Source organism: Bradyrhizobium sp. CCBAU 51753, assembly GCF_015291565.1.
GTDB lineage: Bacteria > Pseudomonadota > Alphaproteobacteria > Rhizobiales > Xanthobacteraceae > Bradyrhizobium > Bradyrhizobium ivorense.
Genome location: NZ_CP030037.1, coordinates 6,777,669 through 6,798,332, shown reverse-complemented (window position 1 = coordinate 6,798,332; position 20,664 = coordinate 6,777,669). Strand labels below are relative to the sequence as shown.

The following is a 20,664-nucleotide window of genomic DNA, read 5'->3' as shown; positions in this document are numbered from 1 at the left end:
CTTCTCGGTAAGAACTCAATCCAATACGGGCCGAGGTAAGAATCGAAGCGTTATAATCCGCGCCACGGGAATATAGATTGACCGAACCGTTCGGTCAATGGTATCATTGGGGACAAAGATGCGCTGGATGGCCCTTCTTCCGCCACCGCGCGCATCGAGATTTTCTTTGGGGAGCCTCGGCCATGGCCGCAGCACGAGACCAGGCTGCACGCATCGTTCGTTCCGGGCCTGAGATGGCCGAGGGCGAGGTCGCGCGCGACGCTTCCACTGCCGACGAGGCCAAGCGCCCCGCCGAAGCGCCGCCGGCGGCTGCGCCCGAGCAACCGGCCACCGCGCCCGCCACCGCTGCGGCGCCAAAGTCCGGCAAGCGCAAATTCGTGATGCTCGGTGTGGTCGGCCTGCTCGCGCTCGCCGCCGCAAGCTACGCCACCTATTACCTGCTGGTCGGGCGCTTTTACGTCTCGACCGACGACGCCTATGTCCGCGCCAACAACTCGATGCTCGGCGCCCGCGTCGCCGGCCACATCGCCGCGATCCTGCCCGGCGACAATGCGCTGGTGCGCGCCGGCGACGTGATCTTCCGGATCGACGATGGCGACTATCGCATCGCGGTCGACGCCGCCCGCACGAGGATTGTGACCCAGGAGGCGACGATCGAGCGCATCGGCCGCCAGGTCCTGGCCGCGGAGAGTTCAGTCGAGCAGGCGCAGGCGCAACTCACGTCAGCCGAAGCCGGCCTGAAGCGCGCCGATCTCGATTTCGATCGCCAGCAGGCGCTCAACACCAAGGGTTTTGCCTCGCGCGCGACGTACGAAGTCTCGGAAGCCGGCCGCGACCAGGGCGCCGCGGCGGTGCGTTCGGCGAAGGCGGCTTACGACGCGGCCAAGAGCAATGTCGAGGTCACCAAGGCGCAGCAGGCGGAGGCGCGCGCCCAGCTTGCCGAATTGCGGACCCAGCTCGCCCGGGCCGAGCGCGATCTCGACTTCACCAAGGTTCGCGCGCCGGTCGACGGCACCTTCTCCAACCGCATGGTCAACACCGGCGATTACATCAATGTCGGCCAGCGGCTCGGCAATGTGGTGCCGCTCGAGGGCGTCTACATCGATGCGAATTACAAAGAGACCCAGCTCAAGCGCATCCGCCCCGGCCAGCACGTGACCATCAAGGTCGACGCCTACGGCTTCCGCAAGTTCAGCGGCATCGTCGACAGCATCTCGCCGGCCGCGGGCTCGGTGTTCACGCTGCTGCCGCCGGACAACGCCACCGGCAACTTCACCAAGATCGTGCAGCGCCTGCCGGTCCGCATCCGGGTGCCCGCGAGCGTCGCCAAGCAGGGCCTGCTGCGCGCCGGCATGTCGGTCTACACCACCGTCGACACCCGCGAGGGCGCCGCCGACGCCGACAGCGAGACCGATCTCGACGCGCCGATGGCGATCCATCCGCAGTGATGCGTTGAAGGCGCGCAACGCCATGACGTTGGATCAGAGAGTTGCGGCATCGACAGTCCACCTCTCCCCAATGGGGAGAGGTGGTGGGAAGCAGCGAGCTGTAGCCCATGGCTGATACCACCACCGCATCTCCATCGATGACGAGCGCCGTACCGGCGGCCTCCGAGACCATTCGGCCGAAGCGGCTGATCGCGTTCATCATCATGGTGTTCGGGATGTTCATGTCGATCCTGGACATCCAGATCGTCTCGGCGTCGCTCAACGAAATCCAGGCCGGCCTGTCGGCGAGCTCGACCGAGGTCTCGTGGGTGCAGACCGCCTACCTGATCGCCGAGGTGATCGCGATCCCGCTGTCCGGCTTCCTGTCGCGCGCGCTCGGCACGCGGCTGTTGTTTGCGATCTCGGCGTTCGGCTTCACCGCCTCCAGCATGTTGTGCGGCTTCGCCTCCTCGATCGAGCAGATGATCCTGTGGCGCGCGCTGCAGGGTTTTCTCGGCGCCGGCATGATCCCGACGGTGTTCGCTTCGGCCTATCTGATCTTCCCGCGCAACAAGTTCCACATCGTGGCGCCGATCATCGGCCTGGTCGCGACGCTGGCGCCGACCGTCGGTCCGACCGTCGGCGGCTACATCACAGACCTGATGTCGTGGCACTGGCTGTTCTTCATCAACGTGGTGCCCGGCATCGGCATCACCATCGGCGCATTGCTGCTGATCGATTTCGACGAGCCGAATCTCGCACTGCTGGAGCGCTTCGACTGGTGGGGCCTGATCTTCATGGGCGGCTTCCTCGGCGCGCTGGAATACGTGCTCGAGGAAGGCCCGCAATACGAATGGCTGCAGGACACCTCGGTGGCGACCTGCGCCGCGATCGGTTTCGTCTCGGCGATCGCCTTCTTCTGGCGGGTGCTGACCGCGGAGGAGCCGATCGTCGACCTCTACGCCTTCACCAACCGCAATTTTGCGGTCGGCAGCTTCCTGCAGTTCTGCATCGGCATCGGGCTCTACGGGTTGACCTATGTCTACCCGCGCTATCTCGCCGAGGTCCGCGGCTACAGCGCGCTGATGATCGGCGAGACCATGTTCGTGTCGGGCGCGGCGATGTTCCTGATGGCGCCGGTGGTCGGCCGGCTGATGCTGAAGGTCGATTTGCGCTACATCATTGCCTTCGGCCTCGTCACCTTCGCGCTCGGCTCCTGGCAGATGACCTGGATCACCCGCGAGTACGATTTCTACGAGCTGCTGGTGCCGCAGATCCTGCGCGGCATCGGCATGATGTGCGCGATGGTGCCGACCAACAACATCGCGCTCGCCACGCTGCCGCATGACCGGGTCAAGAACGCCTCCGGCCTGTACAATCTGATGCGCAATCTCGGCGGCGCGGTCGGGCTGGCGATCATCAATCAGGTGCTCAACGAACGCACCGATCTGCACATCTCGCGGCTGCACGACCGCGTCACCTGGGGCAACACCACCGCGGTCGAGACGCTCAACATGCTCGCCCAGCGCATGCAGGGTCTCGGCGATTCCGCAATGATGGCGATGAAGCAGCTGTCGCAGATCGTGCACCGTCAGGCCGCGGTGATGGGCTATGGCGACGCCTTCCTGATGCTGGCGCTGTTCTATGCCGCCCTCAGCCTGCTGGTGCTGCTGGTCAACAAGCCGACCTCGCTCGCCGAAAGCGGTGGCGACGCACATTGAGTCTTTACGGCCACACTGGCGCGGTTTGACGCGCTCACGCGCTTGTCATCTTGCAAATCGGGCGTGATGCATTTATAAGTTTCATATTGTCACTCGAGCCGGGGAGATGCGCATGATTTCGTCGTTTATGCAGATCGCGCGCCCGCGTTCGATGATGCTGGACGCGCTCGCGCATTAGCTCCCAGCAGCTCTGATCGGGCCTGATCCCCGGTCACTCAAGCTTCCCAACACGTTACCGATTGTTTTTCGCGACGCCTGCGGCCGGATTCCGTCCGCGTGTCGCCTCAGATGGAGCCGGCCGGCGCAAGAGATGCGTGGCCGGAATGGGCCATGATCTCTGCAAAGACCAAGCGACCGGCCGCGATCCGGATCGTGCTGCCATTCGTCTTCCGCCATTGGCTGGAGCAGCCGCTCCGCGCCTCGGTCGTCACCGCGGGTTTCCTCGGCGCCACCGCGGCCGACCTGTTCATGCCGGTCTACTCCGGCCATCTGGTCGACGCGCTGACATCAGGCGCGGCGGACCCTGCCGCGCGCCACGCGGCGATGCTCGCTTTCGTCGCCATCGTCGCGCTCGGCGCGCTGTCGGTGATGCTGCGCTTCGTCGGCATCCAGACCATCGTGCCGTTCACGCTGAAGACGATGTCCGACATCGGCCAGCAGGCCTTCATGCGGGTGCAGCGCTTCTCCACCGACTGGCACGCCAACTCGTTCGCCGGCTCCACCGTGCGCAAGATCACGCGCGGCATGTGGGCGCTCGATTTGTTGAACGACACCATCCTGATGGCGCTATTGCCCTCCGTCGTCGTGCTGATCGGCTCGATGATCCTGCTCGGCCTGCACTGGCCGCAGCTCGGCGCGGTGATCGCAATCGGCGCGGTGATCTATGTCGCGATGACCATGGCCTTCCAGGTCCGCTACGTCGCGCCGGCCGCGCGCGTCTCCAACGCATGGGACACCAAGGTCGGCGGCACGCTGGCGGATGCGCTGACCTGCAACGCGGTGGTGAAGTCATTCGGCGCCGAGGCGCGCGAGGATATCAGGCTCGACGGCGTGATCGGACGCTGGCGCCGCCGGGTGCGGCGGACCTGGTTCCGCTACAACCACACGGGAGTGGCGCAGCTCGTGGTGCTGCTGTGCTTTCGCGCGTCGGTGATCGGCGGCGCGATCCTGCTGTGGGCGGCCGGCCGCGCCACGCCGGGCGACGTCACCTATGTCTTGACCAGCTACTACATCATCCATGCCTATCTGCGCGATGTCGGGATGCACATCAACAACCTGCAACGCTCGGTGAACGACATGGAGGAGCTGGTCCAGATCCATGGCGAGCCGCTCGGCATTGTCGACGCTGACGACGCCAGACCGATCGACATTGCCGGCGGCCGCATCGTGTTCGACGACGTCACCTTCCATTACGGCGGCCATCGCCGGCCGCTGTATGACGGGCTGTCGGTCGACATCGATGCCGGCGAGCGGGTCGGCCTGGTCGGACGCTCCGGCTCCGGCAAGACCACGTTCGTCAAGCTGGTGCAGCGGCTCTACGACGTCTCCGGCGGAAAAATCCTGATCGACGGTCAGGACATCGCACAGGCGACGCAGCAATCGCTGCGCAGCCAGATCGCGATCGTGCAGCAGGAGCCGATCCTGTTTCACCGGACGCTTTCGGAGAACATCGCGTACGGCCGGCCCGGCGCCTCGATGGAGGCGATCGAGCAGGCGGCGCGGCTTGCCAATGCGCACGACTTCATCATGCGGCTGCCGAAGGGCTACGGCACGCTGGTGGGCGAGCGCGGCGTCAAGCTGTCGGGCGGCGAGCGGCAACGTGTGGCGCTGGCGCGCGCCTTCCTGGCCGATGCGCCGGTGCTGATCCTGGACGAGGCGACCTCGAGCCTCGACTCGGAATCGGAGGCGCTGATCCAGCAGGCGATGGAGCGGCTGATGAAGGGCCGCACCTCGATCGTGATCGCGCATCGGCTGTCGACCGTGCGCAGCATGGACCGCATCCTGGTGTTCGATCGCGGCGAGATCGTCGAGCAGGGCACGCATGAGGCGCTGACCGCGCGTCCCGGCGGCATCTACCGCTCGCTGTTCGAGCGGCAGGCCACCGAGTTCGGCCAGGTCGCGGCGGCGGAATGAGAAGGGGCGGCTGACGGGCAGATGCTCCGTCAGCCGCGCAGCTTCGGGGACTCCTTGGGGGTTACGATGAAAGACCTGACACGCGGCTCCATCGTGAGCCACATCCTGACGATGGCGCCACCGATCGTGGTCGGCATGATCACGATCATGATCTGCCAGCTGATCGACCTGTATTTCGTCGCGGGGCTCGGCGATGCGGCGGTCGCCGGCGTGGCCGCAGCGGGCAACGCCGGATTCCTGATCAACGCGCTGATGCAGGTGCTCGGCGTCGGCGCCGTCGCGCTGATCGCGCAGGCGGTCGGACGCAAGGATCCGCGCGACGCCAATCTGGTGTTCAACCAGGCCATCGTGCTGTCGGTGCTGTTCGGGCTGGTGACGCTGGTCGCGGGCGGCCTGCTGTCACGGCCCTATATGCGTGCGGTCGCGGCCGACGCGGCCACCGTCGAGGCCGGCACGCTTTATCTGCTGTGGTTCATGCCGGCGCTGGCGCTGCAATTCATCACGCTGGTGATGGGCTCGGCGCTGCGCGCCACCGGGATCGTGCGGCCGAGCATGCTGGTGCAGGCGATCGCGGTGCTGATCAATATCGCGCTGGCGCCGGTGTTGATCGCGGGCTGGGGCACCGGCCATCCGCTCGGTGTCGCCGGCGCCGGGCTTGCCAGCTCGATCGCGGTGCTGATCGGCGTCGGGATGCTGTTTGTGTATTTCCACAAGCTCGAGCGCTATGTCGGATTCGATCCCGCGCAATGGCGGCCGCAGCTCGATCAGTGGAAGCGCATCCTCTATGTCGGCCTGCCGGCCGGCGGCGAGTTCGCGATCATCTTCCTCTGGATGGGCGTGATCTATTACGTGCTGCGCGATTTCGGCCCGGCGGCGCAGGCCGGCTTCGGCATCGGCACGCGCGTGCTCGGCCTGATCCAGATGCCCGCGCTCGCGGTCGCGCTCGCCGCGGGCCCGATCGCCGGCCAGAACTTCGGCGCCGGCGATGCCGCGCGCGTGCGCGAGACCTTTGTCAGGGCGGCGACGATCGCCATCGTCGTGATGATCGGCTTCACCTTGCTGGCGCAGTTCAAGCCCGGCTGGCTGCTCGACGGCTTCTCGAACGACCGCGAGACCATGGCGGTCGCGGCCCAGTTCCTGCACTTCGTCTCGTTCAACCTGGTGGCGCAGGGATTGGTGTTCACCTGCAACAGCATGTTTCAGGGGCTCGGCAATACCAGGCCGGTGCTGCTGAGCTCGGCCGCGCGGCTGTTCATCTATGCGGTGCCGGTGATCTGGCTCTCGACGCTGCCGGGCTTTGCGATCCAGCACGTCTGGTATCTGTCGATCGCGACCACCACGCTGCAGGCGGCCTTGAGCCTGTGGCTGCTGCGCCGCGAGTTCGGCAAGCGCCTGGCGCCGCTGGAGCCGCAGCTTGCGCCTGAGCCGGCGGCGCCGTCGCGCGCGTCCGCGTAGCACCGTCGACTGCGGTGCTACTTCGGCGCAACTCCGCTCCACACCAGCGCGACGCCGGACAGGAACAGCAGTGCCAGCACGACGTCGGAGAAGTTGCGGTCGCTGAGCGCGTGATAGACCCGCGAACCGATATAGGCGCCGAGCAGCGTGCCCGGGAATGCGCAGGCGACGAGCCAGACGATCTCGATCTTCACCAGGCCGCTTGCGACCTGGATGCAGAGCGCGGCGAACAGGATCGTGAAGTTGAAGGTCTGGAACACGCCGCGGCGCTGCGCCTTGCCCCAGCCGCGCACGCTCGCCCACAGGATCGGCAGCGGGCCGGACAGACCTGCGAGGCCGCCCAAGATGCCGCCGGCAAAGCCGATGGCGCCGTCGGCCCATTTGCCGCCGAACGCGATCGACATCGGCTTCTTCTGCAGGAACAGCGCAGCCGGAAACACCAGCAGGAAAATGCCGATGGTGAGCTTGAAGGCAGCCGGGTCGGCGCGCGCGACCAGCAAAATGCCGATCGGCACGCCGGCGAGGCCGCCGATGATGAACGGCCAGACCAGTCGGAAGTCGATGGTCTTCCAGATCGACGGCAGCGTCGAGATCTGCGCGATGACCGAGCAGACCAGCACCAGCGGCACCGCGAGCGTCGGCGGCAGCACGTAGAGCCAGATCCCGAGCGCCATCAGCGCGGTGCCGAACCCGGCGAGCCCGGAGACGAAACCGCCGGCGAGCGCGCCGAGGAACAGGATGGCGTAGCTCGCTGACGTCAATTCGTTTCTCTCCTTATGCGCCGCAGAATGACGGCCGTTTTGCCGCGACGTTTACACGACGAGAGCGGTGGCTACTATGCGAAACCGCGGCTCATCAACGACAATCGAAAATGGAAGCATCCCATGACTGCGAGTTCGTCCAAAACCTTTCTGGTCTGTCACGGCGCCTGGTCGGCAGGATGGGCGTGGAAGAAAATGCATCCGCTGATGCAGGCGGCCGGGCACCGGCTGATCACGCCGAGCTACACCGGGCTCGGCGAGCGCGCGCACCTCGCCAATCAGTCGCTCGACCTGGAGGCGCATATCCATGACGTGCTCAGCGTCATCAGCTATGAGGATCTGCGCGACATCGTGCTGGTCGGCCACTCCTATGGCGGCATGGTCGCGACTGGCGTCGCCGACCGGATGCGCGAGCGCATCGCGCAACTGATCTATATCGACGCCTTCGTGCCGCGCGACGGCCAATCGCTGTTCGACCTCAACGAACCGGGCATCGAGAGCATGCGCAAGGCCGCCCGCGACGGCGACGGCTGGCGCATTCCGCCGATGCAGACGCCGCCGGATACGTCGGCCGCCGATGTCGAATGGCTGAGCTCACGCCGCGTTGCGATGCCGATCAAATGCTTCGAGCAGAAGCTGAAGCTGCAGCACGGCGAAACCACGCTGCCGCGCTGCTACATCTACGCCACCCGGATCACGCCCGCCGACACCTTCGGTCAGTTCGCAAGGCGCACCAGGAACGAACCCGGCTGGCGCCATTTCGAGATCGACGCCAGCCATTCGCCGAACGTCACTGCGCCGGAGGCGCTGATGGCGCTGCTGGACCAAATCGTTGCTTAGCCCCGAGCATCTGGCTGCTATGTTTCGGCCTCGTCGTCCTTGAGCCTGATCCCCTCGGCCCGCAGAGCTCCAAGGAGAGCCTCGATCTCCTCGGGCTCCATACTGTTCGGGCACAAGCCGCTGAGCTGTTCGGTGGTGATTGTGCCGGTTTGCTTGGCGATGTCTCGGGCCGTCGCCATGATCTTCTGAAGGTCCATCTGCGATCCTCCGCGAAGGACACTTTAGCAAATGGGATGCACTCGTGTTGAATGTGGCGAGGGGCCCGGCGTGTTGCGCCGAGCCCCTCGTGGCCTTTCTTCAAGACGCGTTTTCTTCACGCGAACCGGAACTCCACTTCGCTCGAAAACGCTTTAGAGCATCAGCCGGCCTGTAAGCCGGGTTCTGTAGGGCACCATTCTCGCGAATGGTGCGTGACGGCCATTCCTCTGGGACAAGGTTTGCACCTTGCCTCGAGCAACCTACCCGGACAGCGGGCCTGACATCGCCCTGCGGTGTTATCGCGCGTGCGCGAACTAACCGCGATGCTGTCCCTATTCGGTTTTGCTCCCGGTGGGGTTTGCCATGCCGTCGCCGTTGCCGGCAACGCGGTGCGCTCTTACCGCACCTTTTCACCCTTGCTTCCTCCGAGGAGGGAGCGGTTCGTTCTCTGTGGCACTTTCCCTGGGGTCGCCCCCGCCGGACGTTATCCGGCACCGCATGTCGATGGAGCCCGGACTTTCCTCCCCCGCGGCCTTTCGGCACATGCGGGAGCGGCCGTCCGGCCGACTGACGTCCCGTGCATGCGGGCTTTGGCCGCCCGCGTCAAGCGATTGCGATGGTTAATCGGCCGCCGTCCATGGTTTTGACATTCGCGGAGCCGCGGCATTTGATATCGGCTTTCCCGATTCAAGGACCTGACGCGCCATGGACACCGAACTGGCCCGGACCTTCCTGACGGTGGTGAGCGCCGGCAACTTCATCACCGCGGCCGAACGGCTTCATGTCAGCCAGTCGACGGTCAGCACCCGCATCCACACGCTCGAGCAGCAACTCGGCTGCACGCTGTTTGTGCGCAACAAGGCGGGCACCACGCTGACGCCGGCCGGCCGGCAGTTTCAGCGCCATGCGTCGCTGCTGGTCCGCACCGTCGCGCAGGCGCGCCACGATGTCGGCCTGCCCAGCGGATTCACCGCGACCTTGGTCGTCGGCGGCCGCATCGGGCTGTGGGAAGAGTATCTGTTGCGCTGGCTGCCGCTGATGCAGACGACGTGTCCCGAGGTCTCGATCCGCGCCGAGAGCGCGCTCGAACCCGAACTGATGCAAGGGCTGGTCGAGGGACGCATCGACGTCGGCGTGATGTACACGCCGCAAAGCCGTCCCGGGCTGAAGGTCGAACATTTGTTCGACGAGCAGCTGGTCCTGGTGTCGACCGATCCGAAGAGTCCGCCCGAGCCGCAGCCGGGCTACGTCTATGTCGACTGGGGCCCCGAATTTTACGCGCGGCACAGCACGCTGTTTCCGAACTTCGCGGGGCCTGCGCTCAACGTTAACATCGGCTGGCTCGGGCTGCAGCATGTGCTCGCCAACGGCGGCTCCGGTTTCTTCGCGCGGCGCATCGTCGAACCACTGCTGAAGGCAAAGCGGCTTTACGCGGTCGCCGGTGCGCCGGTGTTTTCGATGCCCGCCTATGTCGCCTATCCGCTCGACCGGCAGGAGGCGCACGTTGCGAACGCGGTCTCGCTGATGCATCGCGCCGCCGCCTCCCAGCTGAAGAGCGACGCTGCGCTCCCGCTCGCGAAGCGCAACCGTAAGGGGCGCTGATCACAACGTTCATATCGATGTTCCCGATGCCTGCGATCGGCAATCCGCGCTTGTCAAGAACGGCCGGCGGGTTCAGACCTGCGCAGGCGAATGAGCGGAGACCACGATGGATCTTGCTTCGGACCTCGGCAAAGCGCTGCTCGGCAGCGCGTCGGATGCGATCGTCGCGACCGACAGAGACGGCCTCGTCACGTTCTGGAATCCGGGTGCGGAGCGGGTGTTTGGATTCGCGGCCAGGGAGGCGGTCGGGCAATCGCTCGACCTGATCATTCCGCAAAATCTGCGCGCGCGGCATTGGGCCGGCTTCCGGCAGGTCATGCAGACCGGCGAGAGCCGTTACGGCCACGGCGATCTGCTGGCGGTCCCCGCGCTGACCAAGGACGGCCGGCGCATCTCGGTCGAGTTCACGATCGTGATCCTGCGCAGCGCGCAGGGCGACGTCGCGGGCACCGTGGCGGTGATGCGCGATGTGACGAAGCGGTTCGAAGAGGTCAGGGACCTCAAACGCCGATTGGCTGATGTCACACGCCCGTCGGGTGGTTGCTGACCGCGACCACGGCCGCGATCTGTTCGGCGCTGTGTCCGTGTCCGATCGCGTCGGCCGCAAACAGGACCCGGCTGGCGGCCCAGCACACCAGCAACAGCAGCAAGCCTTCAATTCCCGATGATGTCATGGCCGTTCTCCGTGGAGCGATCCGATCGTCTGCACATCGGGCCCGTTGCGGCCGAGGCGACGACACTCTGGGAAGGCTAGCGGCGATCTTGGTTTTGACAAACGAATAATATTAGCCATTGCTATCTATTTTATAGATACAAATGCCTTGAACCGACCCCGCCGCGCCGTGCGGCCGCGGAGGTTCAAATAATTTATTCTGCGGATGTCGTTTGGCCTGTCGCCCGTTCGACTGGGTGTCGGCGATCCAGCCGATCAAAAGGAGAGACGAGATGCAATACCTGCTGCTGATCTACCGGAGCGACGAGAAATACGCCCACATGACCGCTGACGACCGCAAGGCCTTGTCGGCGGAGTACGGGGTCTACACCCAGTCCATCATCCAGAGCGGCCACTTCAAGGCGGGTGACGGGCTGCAGCCGGTGTCGACCGCAACCACGGTGCGGGTCCGCGACGGCAAGACCCTGACGACGGATGGTCCGTTCGCGGAAACCCGCGAGCAGCTCGGCGGCTACTATCTGGTCGAGGCCAAGGATCTCGACACCGCGCTCGGCCTCGCGGCGCGGATTCCGGGCGCCAGGGACGGATCGATCGAGGTCAGGCCGGTGATGATCTACGACAATCCGCGATGAGACCAATGTCATTCCGGGGCGTCCGAAGGACGAACCCGGAATCTCGAGGTTCCGGGTTCGCTCGCGAAAGGGCGCGCGGACCCCGGAATGACGAAGTTGGATGAAATGACCCCCAGCCAGATCGAAAAAATCTTCCGCGACGAGGCGGGCCGCGCGCTCGCGACGCTGATCCGTCTCGTCGGCGATTTTGATCTGGCCGAGGACTGCCTGCAGGATGCCTTCGCGGTGGCGCTGCAGCGCTGGCCGATCGGCGAATTCCCGTCCAATCCGCGCGCCTGGCTGGTCAATGTCGGCCGCAACAAGGCGATCGACCGCGTGCGCCGCGCCGTCACGTTTCGCGGCAAGCAGCAGGAGCTGACGCATCAGATCCTGCTCGATGCCGAGGCCTCGCCCGAGCCGGCCGATGCGACGCTCGACGACGACATGCTGCGGCTGATCTTCACCTGCTGCCATCCGGCCTTTGCCGCCGAGGTCCAGGTCGCGCTGACCTTGCGCACGGTGTGCGGGTTGACGACGGCGCAGGTCGCGCGCGCCTTTGTGGTGAGCGAAGACGCCATGGCGCAGCGCCTGGTGCGCGCCAAGCAGAAGATCAAGCTCGCCGGCATTCCCTATTCTGTGCCGGAGCGCGAGGCGCTGGAGCCGCGGCTCAGCGGCGTGCTCGCGGTGATCTATCTTGTCTTCACCGAAGGCTATGCCGCGACCGCCGGCGAAGACTTGATGCGGCCGGACCTTGCGCGCGAAGCGATCCGGCTGGCGCGGCTGCTCGATGCGCTGATCCCGGCGCGCGGCGAGATCAAGGGCCTGCTGGCGCTGATGCTGCTGCATGACGCACGCCGCGCCGGCCGCCAGACCGCCGATGGCGACATCGTGCTGCTGGAGGAGCAGGACCGCGCGCTGTGGGATTTTCAGCAGATCGCCGAAGGCTTGACGCTGGTGGAGGAGGCGCTGCGGATGCCGGGGCGGCCGCAATCCTACGCGGTGCAGGCCGCGATCGCCGCGCTGCATGCGCAGGCCCCGAGCTACGCCGACACCGACTGGCGTCAGATCGCCGGCCTCTACGAGGTGCTGCTGCGGATCAGCCCGTCGCCGGTGATCGAGCTCAACCACGCCGCTGCGGTGTCGATGGTCGACGGCCCGGCCCGCGCGCTCGATCTGATCGATGCGCTGGATGCGCGCGGCGGCCTGAAGGGCTACGACCAGTTGCCCGCCGTCCGTGCCGATTTGCTGCGCCGGCTCGGCCGCAAGGAAGAAGCGCGACAGGCCTATCTCGCCGCGACCGCCGCGACGCAGCTCGAGCCGCTGCGGCGGCTCTATGCGCGGCGGATCGCGGAGATGGGGTGACATCACCTCGTCCCGCGTGCCGCCCAAGACGGGCATCCCTCTACATCATCGATCGTCGGCGCGCGGCGCGCTCTTGAATACGCTCAGTACCCTGATTTTGCCTTGGCGCCGCTGGTCGAACTCCCCGTCGTCGCTCCACCCGACATGCCGGTCGTGGTGCCGGGTGCCATCTTCACCTTTTTCTGCGCATGATGGACTTTGTGGGTCTTGTGCATGGTCGACGTAGTCTTGTCCCGGGTCGACATAGCGCCTGCGGCGGTCGGAGCAATGACGAGGCCGATCGCGACAGTTCCCGCGATGAGTGCTTTGAACATGGATGAATCTCCACTCAGACCCACCCCGACAGAGAAAGTCGGCACAACGTGAAAAGTTCCATTTTTGTGCATGCGCATCAGATTGGGAAAGCAACACGCGGCAGGCCTGTCCCGCTGCAACCGCCGCGACACAGCACGAGCCGTGCGTCGTCTGTATGCGCAACGGCTCGCGGCGGTCGGCAGAAGGTCAGTTTGCTGCGCGCTAGCTAGAGCATGATCCGGAAAGGTGTGAAGCGGTTTTCCCTCGTGGCAAACGCGGAACACGTTTGCGCGGAGATCATGCTCAAACAACGAGCCAAAGCGCGATGAGGATTCAACCCAATCTCATCGCGCTTTAGCGCGGGCGGGAGCCGTCAGGATGCTCGACGGCGCCGGCATCGGCCGTTTGCGCCGGCTGGCTCCAGAGCCAGATCACCAGCGAACCCGAACGGCCGCGCAGCCGGGTCTTGAGCGGGCCGGTGAGCGCTCCCGATTGGTACAGCGCGCTGTCGCGCCCGGCGGCCTGCAGCAGTTCGTCGCTGACGCTGAGCTCGACCCGATGACTGGCCGCTACCTCCATCAGGCGATTGGCGACGTTGACGGTGTCGCCGGTCGCGGTGATGTGACGATGGCTGGTGCCGCCGAGGCGCGAGGCGACGATGGTTCCGAAATGCGCCCCCAGTTTGTATCCGAGCGTTGATGCCATCGGCGCCGGCAGGGCTTTCAGCCAACGCGAGGTGCTGGTCGAGAGGCTGACGGCGCAGTCGATCGCGCGGACCGCATCATCAGGTGCCGGCTGCGGCAGGCCGAACAGAACCATGGCGCCGTCGCCGAGAAACCCAGTGATGGTGCCACGATATGTCGCGACGTCCTTGTCGATGATGCCGTGAAATTCGTTCAGCAGCTCCCTGATGCGATCGGGCCCGATCGACTCGCTCAGCGACGTGAAGCCGGACAGATCGATAAACACGACCGCCCCATTCTGGCGCACCGGCTCGGCAAGAAAATTGGGATCGGCGGCGAGCCAGCGCTGAACGCTGGGGGCCTGAAACTGGCCGAGCACCTCGCTCTTCATGGCGAAATAATGTGCCCGTCGCCGGCCCCACCAGAGTTGAATGATGCCGAACAGCAGCACCGGAGGCGCGGTGGCGGCCAGCGGCACCGCCGCGCCCAACCACACGCCCGACGAAGCGGCCAGGAACGTTGCGCTCATCCACAGCAGCACGACGCCGGCCGCGGCGACGATGCCCGCTGTGCTGCGGCGCCAGGCCAAGAGGCCGACGATCATCATCGGCAGGATGACGCAGACGATGCCCTCCGCGACCTGCACCGACCGGTCGTGCCGGGTGACGTCGCCGGCCAATAGATCGGTGATCGCGGTCGCCATCACTTCCACGCCCGGCATCAGCGGCTCGAACGGCGTTGGAAAGAAGTCGCCGCCGCCGGCGACCGCAGCGCCCACCACCACAACCTTGCCGGCAATGGCCGCGGCAGGCAGCTCGCCCGCCAGCAGCGCCGCGGCGCTGATGGTGCGTATGGTCCGGCGCGGGCCGTAAAAGCTGATCGGCAACCCATGATCGGCGTCGGTCGGAATCGAGAGCTGGCCCAGCACCAGGCGGTTCGGCTCAATCACCGGCTCGATCGCCATGGCCAGGCTGGCGACGCGCAGCGGGAACGACATCGCGATGCCGTCGTTGCCCCGAAACAGCATCGGCACGGAGCGAGGGACACCGTTCTGATCCGTCGTCACGTTGACGACGCCGACGGACGCACGTTTGGCAAATTCCTCCAGCGGCCATAGGAAACTCGCGGCCGTCGGCAATGTCCCCAGCGGCTGATGCTTTTCAACCGGGATCGATTGGCGGTGTTCGGGAAACACCGCGGCAGCGGCGATCGCGGTCGGAGCAACTCCGAGCGCGTCGGCCAGCGCCGCATCCCCTGCGTCGGAGCCCTTGTCGAGCAACAGGATATCCAGTCCGATCGCTCTTGGCTTCAGCCGGGCGATCGCATCGACCAGTCTGGCAAGATCGCTCCTTGCGAGCGGATATCTGCCGAACTGCCTGACGACGGCATCGTCGATCTCGACGATCGTGACCAGGTCGGGCGGCGTTCTGACGCCGCGCAACACCGTTCGAAAGTCCGTCATCGCCGACTCCGCGCGGTCGAGCGCGCGCAGATGGCCCTGGGCGTGCAGAAAATACACCCCGCCTCCCCATAGCGCTGCGAGAGCGACCGGCAGCAGGGCTTTGAGATGCCGTCGCATCGGCGCTGCGGCTACTGACCCAGTCTTGCCATCAACGCCGCGACGCGGGGAGCCGGCCAGCGCTTGACGACGAGCGGACTTGCGCCCTCGACGTCGAGGCCTTCGCCAGGTCCGAGTATGACGCTCTGCCGGTCAGCAGACCGGCGCCGTACCGCGACGCGTCCATTGACGACGAAAACCGAAGTCTTCTGTCCGGTGGTGTCGACGGCCCATTTGGTGCCGCGCACCGCCGCGATGGCTTGCGGCGTCGTCACCGTGAACCGCTTGCCCTTGGGCACCTTGGGCACTTCCAGAAGGATTGCCTGACTGCCCAGTTCGACGGAGTCGACGCGACCGTCGCGGTTGGTGTCGCTCAGGGTATATTGCGCGCCGTTCTCGGCGGTGATGATGATCCCGCCGTCGCAGCGAAGCGTCTGTGCGGGACCCGTCGTGCTCACCGTCTGGCATTTGACGTCACTGGTCTGAGCAACGGCCATCTCGCTCAAAAACAGATAAAACAAAACGACGCCGATCGATCGCGCAAATACCGTCATGGTGACACCTTCCGCTTCAAATGGCTTGGGGCTCGGCAGCAGTCGTGACGTGCTGCCATCTTAAAGGAAGAAGCAAATCATTGCTAACCGCGCGCTTGACGCAGCTTAAGGGCGGAAATGAGGATCAGGTCCGCGCGCGGCGAGGCGTGCCCATGCACCGTTGTGCAGCGTGAGCCCATCAGGCGAACGAAGAGGCGGGCCTTATTTGGTCGCGACGGCGGCCGGCGCCGCCGCATCCGGCGGCAGGCTTGCGAGCAGCGCGTGCAGCGTCGCCATGGTCGACTGATCGGCGATTCCGTCGACCCGCTCGGGGCGGAAGTGACGCTGGAAGGCGGTGACGACTTCCATGGTGGCGCCGTCGAACTTGCCGTTGGTCGGGATGTTGTAGCCGTAGCGGCGGAAGGCGGCCTGCATGTTGGAGACGTCGTCGCTGATCGCGCCGAGCTTGAGCGCCGTGCCGCGCGTGATCGGCGCCGGCTGCACCCAGTGGCCGACGCCGGAATTGGCCAGCGAATGCCAGGGAAATTTTTCGCCGGGATCCTTCTTGCGCGCCGGCGCGACGTCGGAGTGGCCGAGCACGCGATGCGACGGCACCTTGCGGCGGAGCATGATGCCGCGGCACAGCGCGATCACCGCCGCGATCTGGCGCAACGGAAAATCCGGATAGCCCCAGTCGTGTCCGCGATTGACGATCTCGACGCCGATCGAGCACGAGTTGATGTCGTCCTCGCCGGCCCAGGCCGACACGCCGGCGTGCCAGGCGCGCTTGCTCTCGGGCACGCATTGCACGATGCGGCCGTCCTCGAGCACGATGTAATGCGCCGAGACTTCGGTGCCCGCGGTGCAGAGCTGCGCGATCGCGCCTTCGACGTCGGGCATGCCCGTGTAGTGCAGCACGATCATGTCGGGCTGGCGGCCATTGGCGCGCTCGCCGAAATTCACCGACGGGATCACGTCGGAGGCGATCGAGGAATCCGGCGTGAACGTCTTCAATTCGGCGACGCCCTTCGGAACGGGAAGGGTGCGTTGCCGCTTCGAATCGCCGTTGGAAGACGAGGACGAACCAGAAGCCATCAGCTCTCTCAAAAACCCGGCGCAACACCGGCATACGACAAATGGATAAACAAATAGGCGTTTACTATTCCTTTACCCTGCCGGCCGCGCAATCGCCCGGCCGGTTCCATGGGCCATTTTGCCGGAGGTGTGTGCCGAAGGCATCACTCGAAAGCGCATCAAAGGCCAGCTATTCCGCTAACCTATCGTCAACGTTTTCTTAACGCTAAGTGCCGTTACTGAGAGGTGAGGTGCCGAACCGGTTTCGGGGGACGGCCGAGGTCCGCTGTTTGCGCGAAATCCCATGGAAACCCACCCAATTCCGGTCGGATATCAGGATTTGCGGCCGAGGATGGGAATTGGCGGAGAGATCTCGCAGCTTCCGTCGCACGGCCGGACAAGGCGCGAGGATTTGCGGCGCAATGGATCGGCGCGCGTCCACACTCCAGTTTGCCTGCGCGGCTCCGATCGGAGACGGCGGATGAGCGCGCACGCCTCCCGTCACATTTCCGTGCTCGGCCGCGAGGCAGTCGACTATCTCGGCCCGCGCGCCGGCGGCATCTATGTCGATGCCACCTTCGGCGCCGGCGGCTACAGCCGTTCGATCCTCGACGTCGCGGGGACGCGCGTGATCGGCATCGACCGCGACCGCACCGCGATCGCCGGCGGCTTCGATCTGGTCGACGGCGCGGGTGGCCGGCTGACGCTGGTCGAGGATCGCTTCTCCCATCTTGCCGAGGTCTGCGCCGCGCAGGGCGTCGATGCGGTCGACGGCGTCGTGATGGATGTCGGCGTCTCCTCGATGCAGCTCGATCAGGCGGAGCGCGGTTTTTCGTTCCGCCTCGGCGGCCCGCTCGACATGCGGATGGGGCACAGCGGCCCGACTGCGGCGGATGTCGTCGCGAAGGCGTCCGAGAAGGCGCTCGCCGACATCATCTACATCTTCGGCGAGGAGCGGCATTCGCGCGCCGTCGCCCGCGCCATCGTCGCCGCGCGCAAGGACGCGCCGATCGCCACCACACAGGCGCTCGCCGACATCGTCGGCAAGGTCGTGCGCGCCAAGCCGAACGAGATCCATCCGGCGACGCGGACCTTTCAGGCACTGCGCATCTTCGTCAACGAAGAGCTCGACGAACTGCACGAAGCGCTGTCCGCGGCCGAGCGCGTGCTGAAGCCGGGCGGGCGGCTCGTCGTGGTTTCCTTCCATTCGCTGGAAGACCGCATCGTCAAGAATTTTCTCGCCGAGCGCGGCAAGGTCAGCGCCGGATCGCGCCATCTGCCCGAGGTCGCGCAGGCCGCGCCGAGTTTTCAGATCCTGACCAAGCGGCCGGTGACACCCGGCGATGCCGAGGTGTCGGCCAATCCGCGCGCCCGTTCGGCCAAGCTGCGCGCCGGCGAGCGCACCGCGGCGCCGGTGCACGCGGCCGATGAGCTGCCGTCTTGGCCGCATCTCGCCGACGTGATGCGGGGAGGCTGACGATGCGCCTTCTTCATTTGCTCGTCATCGGCATGCTGATCTTCGCGGCGTCCTATGTCTACCGCATCAAGATGGAATCGACCGCGCGCGTCGAGCGCGTGCTGCGGCTCAACGCGGAAATTCGCGAGCAGCGCGACGCGATCGCGCGGCTACGCTCCGAATGGGCCAAGCTCGACGCGCCGCTGCGGCTGCAGGGGCTTGCCGAGCGCCATCTGCCGCTGAAGCCGATCGTCGCCAACCAGTACGACTCGCTGCGGAACCTCCCCGAACGGCCGCCGAACTTCTCGCGGCCCGGTTCGAAGGACCCGATCGGCTCGATGATCGACACCATCGAGGCCGCCGCCGAGCCCGACAGCGCGACCGGCTCGATCGACAAGGCAGGACCCGAACAGCCCGCCGACCAGCCGGCGCCCGCGGATGCGTCCGAGGGAGATCAGCAATGACGGGATCACCGATGACCGGCCCGGCGCCGGTCAACAACGCCGCCCAGAAGCTCGCTGAACCCTGGAGCCAGCGGCTGATCCGCACGCTGCTCTACGGCAGCAATGTCGATCGCGCCGCCAAGGCGCGTGCCCGCGTCGGCTTCGCGATCCTCGCCTTCGCCGCGGTCTATGCCGTGCTGGCCGGACGGCTGGTGCTGTTCGCGGTCGGCGCCGACAGCCATGGCGCGCGGCGCACCGCCTCGCAGGATGCGATCGCGACCGCGCGGCCCGACATCACCGACCGCAACGGCGCGGTGCTCGCCACCGACGTCAAGTCGCCGAGCCTGTTCGGCGAGCCGCGCCGCATCATCGACAAGGACGAGGCGATCGAGCTGTTGACCGCGACCCTGCCCGATCTCGACACCGGCGAGGTGCGCGAGCGCATCCAGTCACGCAAGGGCTTCGTCTGGCTGAAGCGCGAAATCTCGGCGAAGCAGCAGCAGGATATTCACCGCCTCGGCATTCCCGGCATCGGCTTCCTGCGCGAGAACAAGCGGGTCTATCCGACCGGCAACGAGGTCGCCCACCTGATCGGCCTCGTCAACATCGACAACCAGGGCATCGCCGGCATGGAGAAGTGGCTGGACAATAACGGTCTGGCCGACCTGCATCGCGCCGGTTTTGCCACCGACCGGCTGCAGAAGCCGGTCGAGCTGTCGATCGACCTGCGCGTCGAGCACGCGCTGCGCGACGAACTGATCAAGGCCAAGGACAAGTTCAAGGCCAAGGCCGCCTCCGGCATCATCTCCGACGTGCGCACCGGCGAGATCGTGGCGATGGTGTCGCTGCCCGACTTCGACCCGAACAATCCCAGGGAGGCGCACGACCCCGAGCGCATCAACCGCCTGACCACCGGCGTCTACGAGATGGGCTCGACCTTCAAGGCCTTCACGCTGGCGATGGCGCTGGATTCCGGCAAGATCAATTTGAACACGTCGTGGGATGCGCGGGGCAATTTGCACTACGGCAAGTTCACCATTCACGACAGCCATCCGCTCGGACGCTTCATCAACACCAAGGAAGTCTTCACCTACTCGTCCAACATCGGCGCCGCGCGGATCGCGCTCGGCCAGGGCGTCGAGGCGCACAAGGCGTTCCTCGCCAAGATGGGGCAGCTGACGCGGCTGCGCACCGAACTGCCGGAGAGCGCGGCCCCGCTGGTTCCGCGGCGCTGGGGCGAACTGAACTCGGTGACCATCGCATTCGGCCAGGGCCTGTCGGTGGCGCCGCTGCAGGCGGTGATGGGCATCAACGCGCTGGTCAACGGCGGCTATCTGATCCCGCCGACCTTCCTGAAGCGCAGCGAGCAGGAAGCGAAGGCGCTGGCGAAGCGGGTGATCAAGACCGAAACGTCGGACAAGATGCGTTACCTGATGCGGCTCAATGCCGAGATCGGCACCGCCAAGACCGCCGACGTCAAGGGCTATTATGTCGGCGGCAAGACCGGCACGTCGGAGAAGGTGATCAACGGCCGCTATGCCAAGAAGCGGGTGCTCAACTCCTTCACCGCGATCATGCCGGCCGACGATCCGAAGTACCAGATTCTGGTCATGCTGGACGAGCCGCAGGCGCTGCCTGAAACGCATGGTTTCATCACCTCGGGCTGGAATGCGGTGCCGACCGGAGGCAAGGTCATCGCCCGAATTGCGCCGCTTTTGGGCGTTGAACCGCGGTTTGACCTGCCGCCGTCCGACCGCCTTATTCTTGCGGCATCCAGAACAACCCAGTAAGGCGTACATGACAGCATGATCCGGACCCGAAGGGCCACGCCAGCGCAAGG

19 protein-coding genes and 1 other RNA gene are annotated in these 20,664 nt (G+C 65.8%); 12 read left to right on the top strand and 8 right to left on the bottom strand.

Annotated elements, in window-relative coordinates:
• The first annotated feature begins 233 nt into the window (after positions 1-233).
• The 4 genes from XH93_RS31125 (at position 234) to XH93_RS31110 (ending at position 6,736) form a co-directional block, all read left to right on the top strand.
• Entirely contained in the window at positions 234-1,448 is a 1,215-nt protein-coding gene (locus tag XH93_RS31125) for an HlyD family secretion protein (protein ID WP_371815129.1), read from the top strand.
• Between the two features lie 107 nt (positions 1,449-1,555).
• Positions 1,556-3,148 carry a DHA2 family efflux MFS transporter permease subunit gene (locus XH93_RS31120; RefSeq protein WP_194470382.1) on the top strand — a complete coding sequence of 531 codons (1,593 nt, stop codon included), beginning with the start codon at positions 1,556-1,558 and terminating at the stop codon, positions 3,146-3,148.
• Between the two features lie 330 nt (positions 3,149-3,478).
• Complete coding sequence (locus tag XH93_RS31115; protein ID WP_371814825.1) at positions 3,479-5,281, top strand: ABC transporter ATP-binding protein; 1,803 nt, start codon at positions 3,479-3,481, stop codon at positions 5,279-5,281.
• A 66-nt stretch (positions 5,282-5,347) separates the two neighbouring features.
• Positions 5,348-6,736 (top strand): MATE family efflux transporter, encoded by a 1,389-nt coding sequence (locus XH93_RS31110; RefSeq protein ID WP_194470381.1) that lies wholly within the window; start codon positions 5,348-5,350, stop codon positions 6,734-6,736.
• Positions 6,737-6,753: 17 nt separating this feature from the next.
• Here the strand turns inward: XH93_RS31110 and XH93_RS31105 are convergent, their stop codons facing one another.
• Positions 6,754-7,497, bottom strand: a complete 744-nt coding sequence (locus XH93_RS31105; RefSeq protein WP_194470380.1) for a sulfite exporter TauE/SafE family protein — start codon at positions 7,495-7,497, stop codon at positions 6,754-6,756.
• Positions 7,498-7,620: 123 nt separating this feature from the next.
• Here XH93_RS31105 and XH93_RS31100 point away from each other — a divergent pair, with 123 nt between their 5' ends.
• On the top strand, positions 7,621-8,337 hold the full coding sequence (locus XH93_RS31100; RefSeq protein ID WP_194470379.1) for an alpha/beta fold hydrolase: 717 nt from the start codon (positions 7,621-7,623) through the stop codon (positions 8,335-8,337).
• A 17-nt stretch (positions 8,338-8,354) separates the two neighbouring features.
• Here XH93_RS31100 and XH93_RS31095 read toward each other — a convergent pair whose 3' ends face one another.
• Positions 8,355-8,534 (bottom strand): hypothetical protein, encoded by a 180-nt coding sequence (locus XH93_RS31095; RefSeq protein ID WP_139480064.1) that lies wholly within the window; start codon positions 8,532-8,534, stop codon positions 8,355-8,357.
• Between the two features lie 157 nt (positions 8,535-8,691).
• An RNA gene (rnpB, locus tag XH93_RS31090) (RNase P RNA component class A) lies at positions 8,692-9,106 on the bottom strand.
• Between the two features lie 134 nt (positions 9,107-9,240).
• Between rnpB and XH93_RS31085 the strand changes: the two genes are divergently transcribed.
• Positions 9,241-10,137 (top strand): LysR family transcriptional regulator, encoded by an 897-nt coding sequence (locus XH93_RS31085; RefSeq protein ID WP_194470378.1) that lies wholly within the window; start codon positions 9,241-9,243, stop codon positions 10,135-10,137.
• Positions 10,138-10,243: 106 nt separating this feature from the next.
• Positions 10,244-10,684 (top strand): PAS domain S-box protein, encoded by a 441-nt coding sequence (locus tag XH93_RS31080; RefSeq protein WP_194470377.1) that lies wholly within the window; start codon positions 10,244-10,246, stop codon positions 10,682-10,684.
• On the opposite strand, the gene XH93_RS31075 is transcribed toward XH93_RS31080, so the two are convergent.
• A complete protein-coding gene (locus tag XH93_RS31075; protein WP_172626617.1) occupies positions 10,659-10,811 on the bottom strand; it encodes a hypothetical protein in 153 nt (50 codons plus the stop codon). The two genes, XH93_RS31080 and XH93_RS31075, sit on opposite strands and share 26 nt — an antisense overlap.
• A gap of 271 nt (positions 10,812-11,082) precedes the next feature.
• On the opposite strand from XH93_RS31075, the gene XH93_RS31070 reads away from it, so the two are divergent.
• Together XH93_RS31070 and XH93_RS31065 are read left to right on the top strand one after the other, a co-directional pair.
• Positions 11,083-11,442: a YciI family protein gene (locus tag XH93_RS31070; RefSeq protein WP_194470376.1), complete on the top strand. Its 360-nt coding sequence runs from the start codon at positions 11,083-11,085 to the stop codon at positions 11,440-11,442.
• Positions 11,443-11,547: 105 nt separating this feature from the next.
• On the top strand, positions 11,548-12,783 hold the full coding sequence (locus XH93_RS31065) for an RNA polymerase sigma factor (protein WP_194475392.1): 1,236 nt from the start codon (positions 11,548-11,550) through the stop codon (positions 12,781-12,783).
• Between the two features lie 83 nt (positions 12,784-12,866).
• Here XH93_RS31065 and XH93_RS31060 read toward each other — a convergent pair whose 3' ends face one another.
• The 4 genes from XH93_RS31060 to XH93_RS31045 form a co-directional block, all read right to left on the bottom strand.
• Complete coding sequence (locus XH93_RS31060) at positions 12,867-13,097, bottom strand: hypothetical protein (protein ID WP_139480069.1); 231 nt, start codon at positions 13,095-13,097, stop codon at positions 12,867-12,869.
• A 334-nt stretch (positions 13,098-13,431) separates the two neighbouring features.
• Positions 13,432-15,279 (bottom strand): CHASE2 domain-containing protein, encoded by a 1,848-nt coding sequence (locus XH93_RS31055; protein WP_371814824.1) that lies wholly within the window; start codon positions 15,277-15,279, stop codon positions 13,432-13,434.
• A gap of 71 nt (positions 15,280-15,350) precedes the next feature.
• Positions 15,351-15,872, bottom strand: a complete 522-nt coding sequence (locus XH93_RS31050; protein WP_194470374.1) for a FecR domain-containing protein — start codon at positions 15,870-15,872, stop codon at positions 15,351-15,353.
• A gap of 201 nt (positions 15,873-16,073) precedes the next feature.
• On the bottom strand, positions 16,074-16,946 hold the full coding sequence (locus XH93_RS31045) for an N-acetylmuramoyl-L-alanine amidase (protein ID WP_139480072.1): 873 nt from the start codon (positions 16,944-16,946) through the stop codon (positions 16,074-16,076).
• A gap of 460 nt (positions 16,947-17,406) precedes the next feature.
• Here XH93_RS31045 and rsmH point away from each other — a divergent pair, with 460 nt between their 5' ends.
• From rsmH to XH93_RS31030, 3 genes are read left to right on the top strand one after another with little or no spacing between them, the layout of a single operon-like run.
• Entirely contained in the window at positions 17,407-18,402 is a 996-nt protein-coding gene (gene rsmH / locus XH93_RS31040) for a 16S rRNA (cytosine(1402)-N(4))-methyltransferase RsmH (RefSeq protein WP_194470373.1), read from the top strand.
• Between the two features lie 2 nt (positions 18,403-18,404).
• On the top strand, positions 18,405-18,845 hold the full coding sequence (locus XH93_RS31035) for a hypothetical protein (protein ID WP_194470372.1): 441 nt from the start codon (positions 18,405-18,407) through the stop codon (positions 18,843-18,845).
• Between the two features lie 11 nt (positions 18,846-18,856).
• Positions 18,857-20,614 (top strand): penicillin-binding protein 2, encoded by a 1,758-nt coding sequence (locus tag XH93_RS31030; RefSeq protein ID WP_194475391.1) that lies wholly within the window; start codon positions 18,857-18,859, stop codon positions 20,612-20,614.
• Positions 20,615-20,664: the final 50 nt, after the last annotated feature.

Excerpts from the sequence above, each read along its gene's own strand:
- XH93_RS31095 (WP_139480064.1), bottom strand. The coding sequence starts at position 8,534 with ATGGACCTTCAGAAGATCATGGCGACGGCCCGAGACATCGCCAAGCAA.
- XH93_RS31060 (WP_139480069.1), bottom strand. The coding sequence starts at position 13,097 with ATGTTCAAAGCACTCATCGCGGGAACTGTCGCGATCGGCCTCGTCATT.
- XH93_RS31115 (WP_371814825.1), top strand. The coding sequence starts at position 3,479 with ATGATCTCTGCAAAGACCAAGCGACCGGCCGCGATCCGGATCGTGCTG.
- XH93_RS31110 (WP_194470381.1), top strand. The coding sequence starts at position 5,348 with ATGAAAGACCTGACACGCGGCTCCATCGTGAGCCACATCCTGACGATG.
- XH93_RS31080 (WP_194470377.1), top strand. The coding sequence starts at position 10,244 with ATGGATCTTGCTTCGGACCTCGGCAAAGCGCTGCTCGGCAGCGCGTCG.
- XH93_RS31045 (WP_139480072.1), bottom strand. The coding sequence starts at position 16,946 with ATGGCTTCTGGTTCGTCCTCGTCTTCCAACGGCGATTCGAAGCGGCAA.
- XH93_RS31030 (WP_194475391.1), top strand. The coding sequence starts at position 18,857 with ATGACCGGCCCGGCGCCGGTCAACAACGCCGCCCAGAAGCTCGCTGAA.
- XH93_RS31050 (WP_194470374.1), bottom strand. The coding sequence starts at position 15,872 with ATGACGGTATTTGCGCGATCGATCGGCGTCGTTTTGTTTTATCTGTTT.
- XH93_RS31075 (WP_172626617.1), bottom strand. The coding sequence starts at position 10,811 with ATGACATCATCGGGAATTGAAGGCTTGCTGCTGTTGCTGGTGTGCTGG.
- XH93_RS31100 (WP_194470379.1), top strand. The coding sequence starts at position 7,621 with ATGACTGCGAGTTCGTCCAAAACCTTTCTGGTCTGTCACGGCGCCTGG.
- XH93_RS31035 (WP_194470372.1), top strand. The coding sequence starts at position 18,405 with ATGCGCCTTCTTCATTTGCTCGTCATCGGCATGCTGATCTTCGCGGCG.
- XH93_RS31085 (WP_194470378.1), top strand. The coding sequence starts at position 9,241 with ATGGACACCGAACTGGCCCGGACCTTCCTGACGGTGGTGAGCGCCGGC.
- XH93_RS31120 (WP_194470382.1), top strand. The coding sequence starts at position 1,556 with ATGGCTGATACCACCACCGCATCTCCATCGATGACGAGCGCCGTACCG.
- XH93_RS31065 (WP_194475392.1), top strand. The coding sequence starts at position 11,548 with ATGACCCCCAGCCAGATCGAAAAAATCTTCCGCGACGAGGCGGGCCGC.
- rsmH (WP_194470373.1), top strand. The coding sequence starts at position 17,407 with ATGAGCGCGCACGCCTCCCGTCACATTTCCGTGCTCGGCCGCGAGGCA.
- XH93_RS31070 (WP_194470376.1), top strand. The coding sequence starts at position 11,083 with ATGCAATACCTGCTGCTGATCTACCGGAGCGACGAGAAATACGCCCAC.
- XH93_RS31125 (WP_371815129.1), top strand. The coding sequence starts at position 234 with ATGGCCGAGGGCGAGGTCGCGCGCGACGCTTCCACTGCCGACGAGGCC.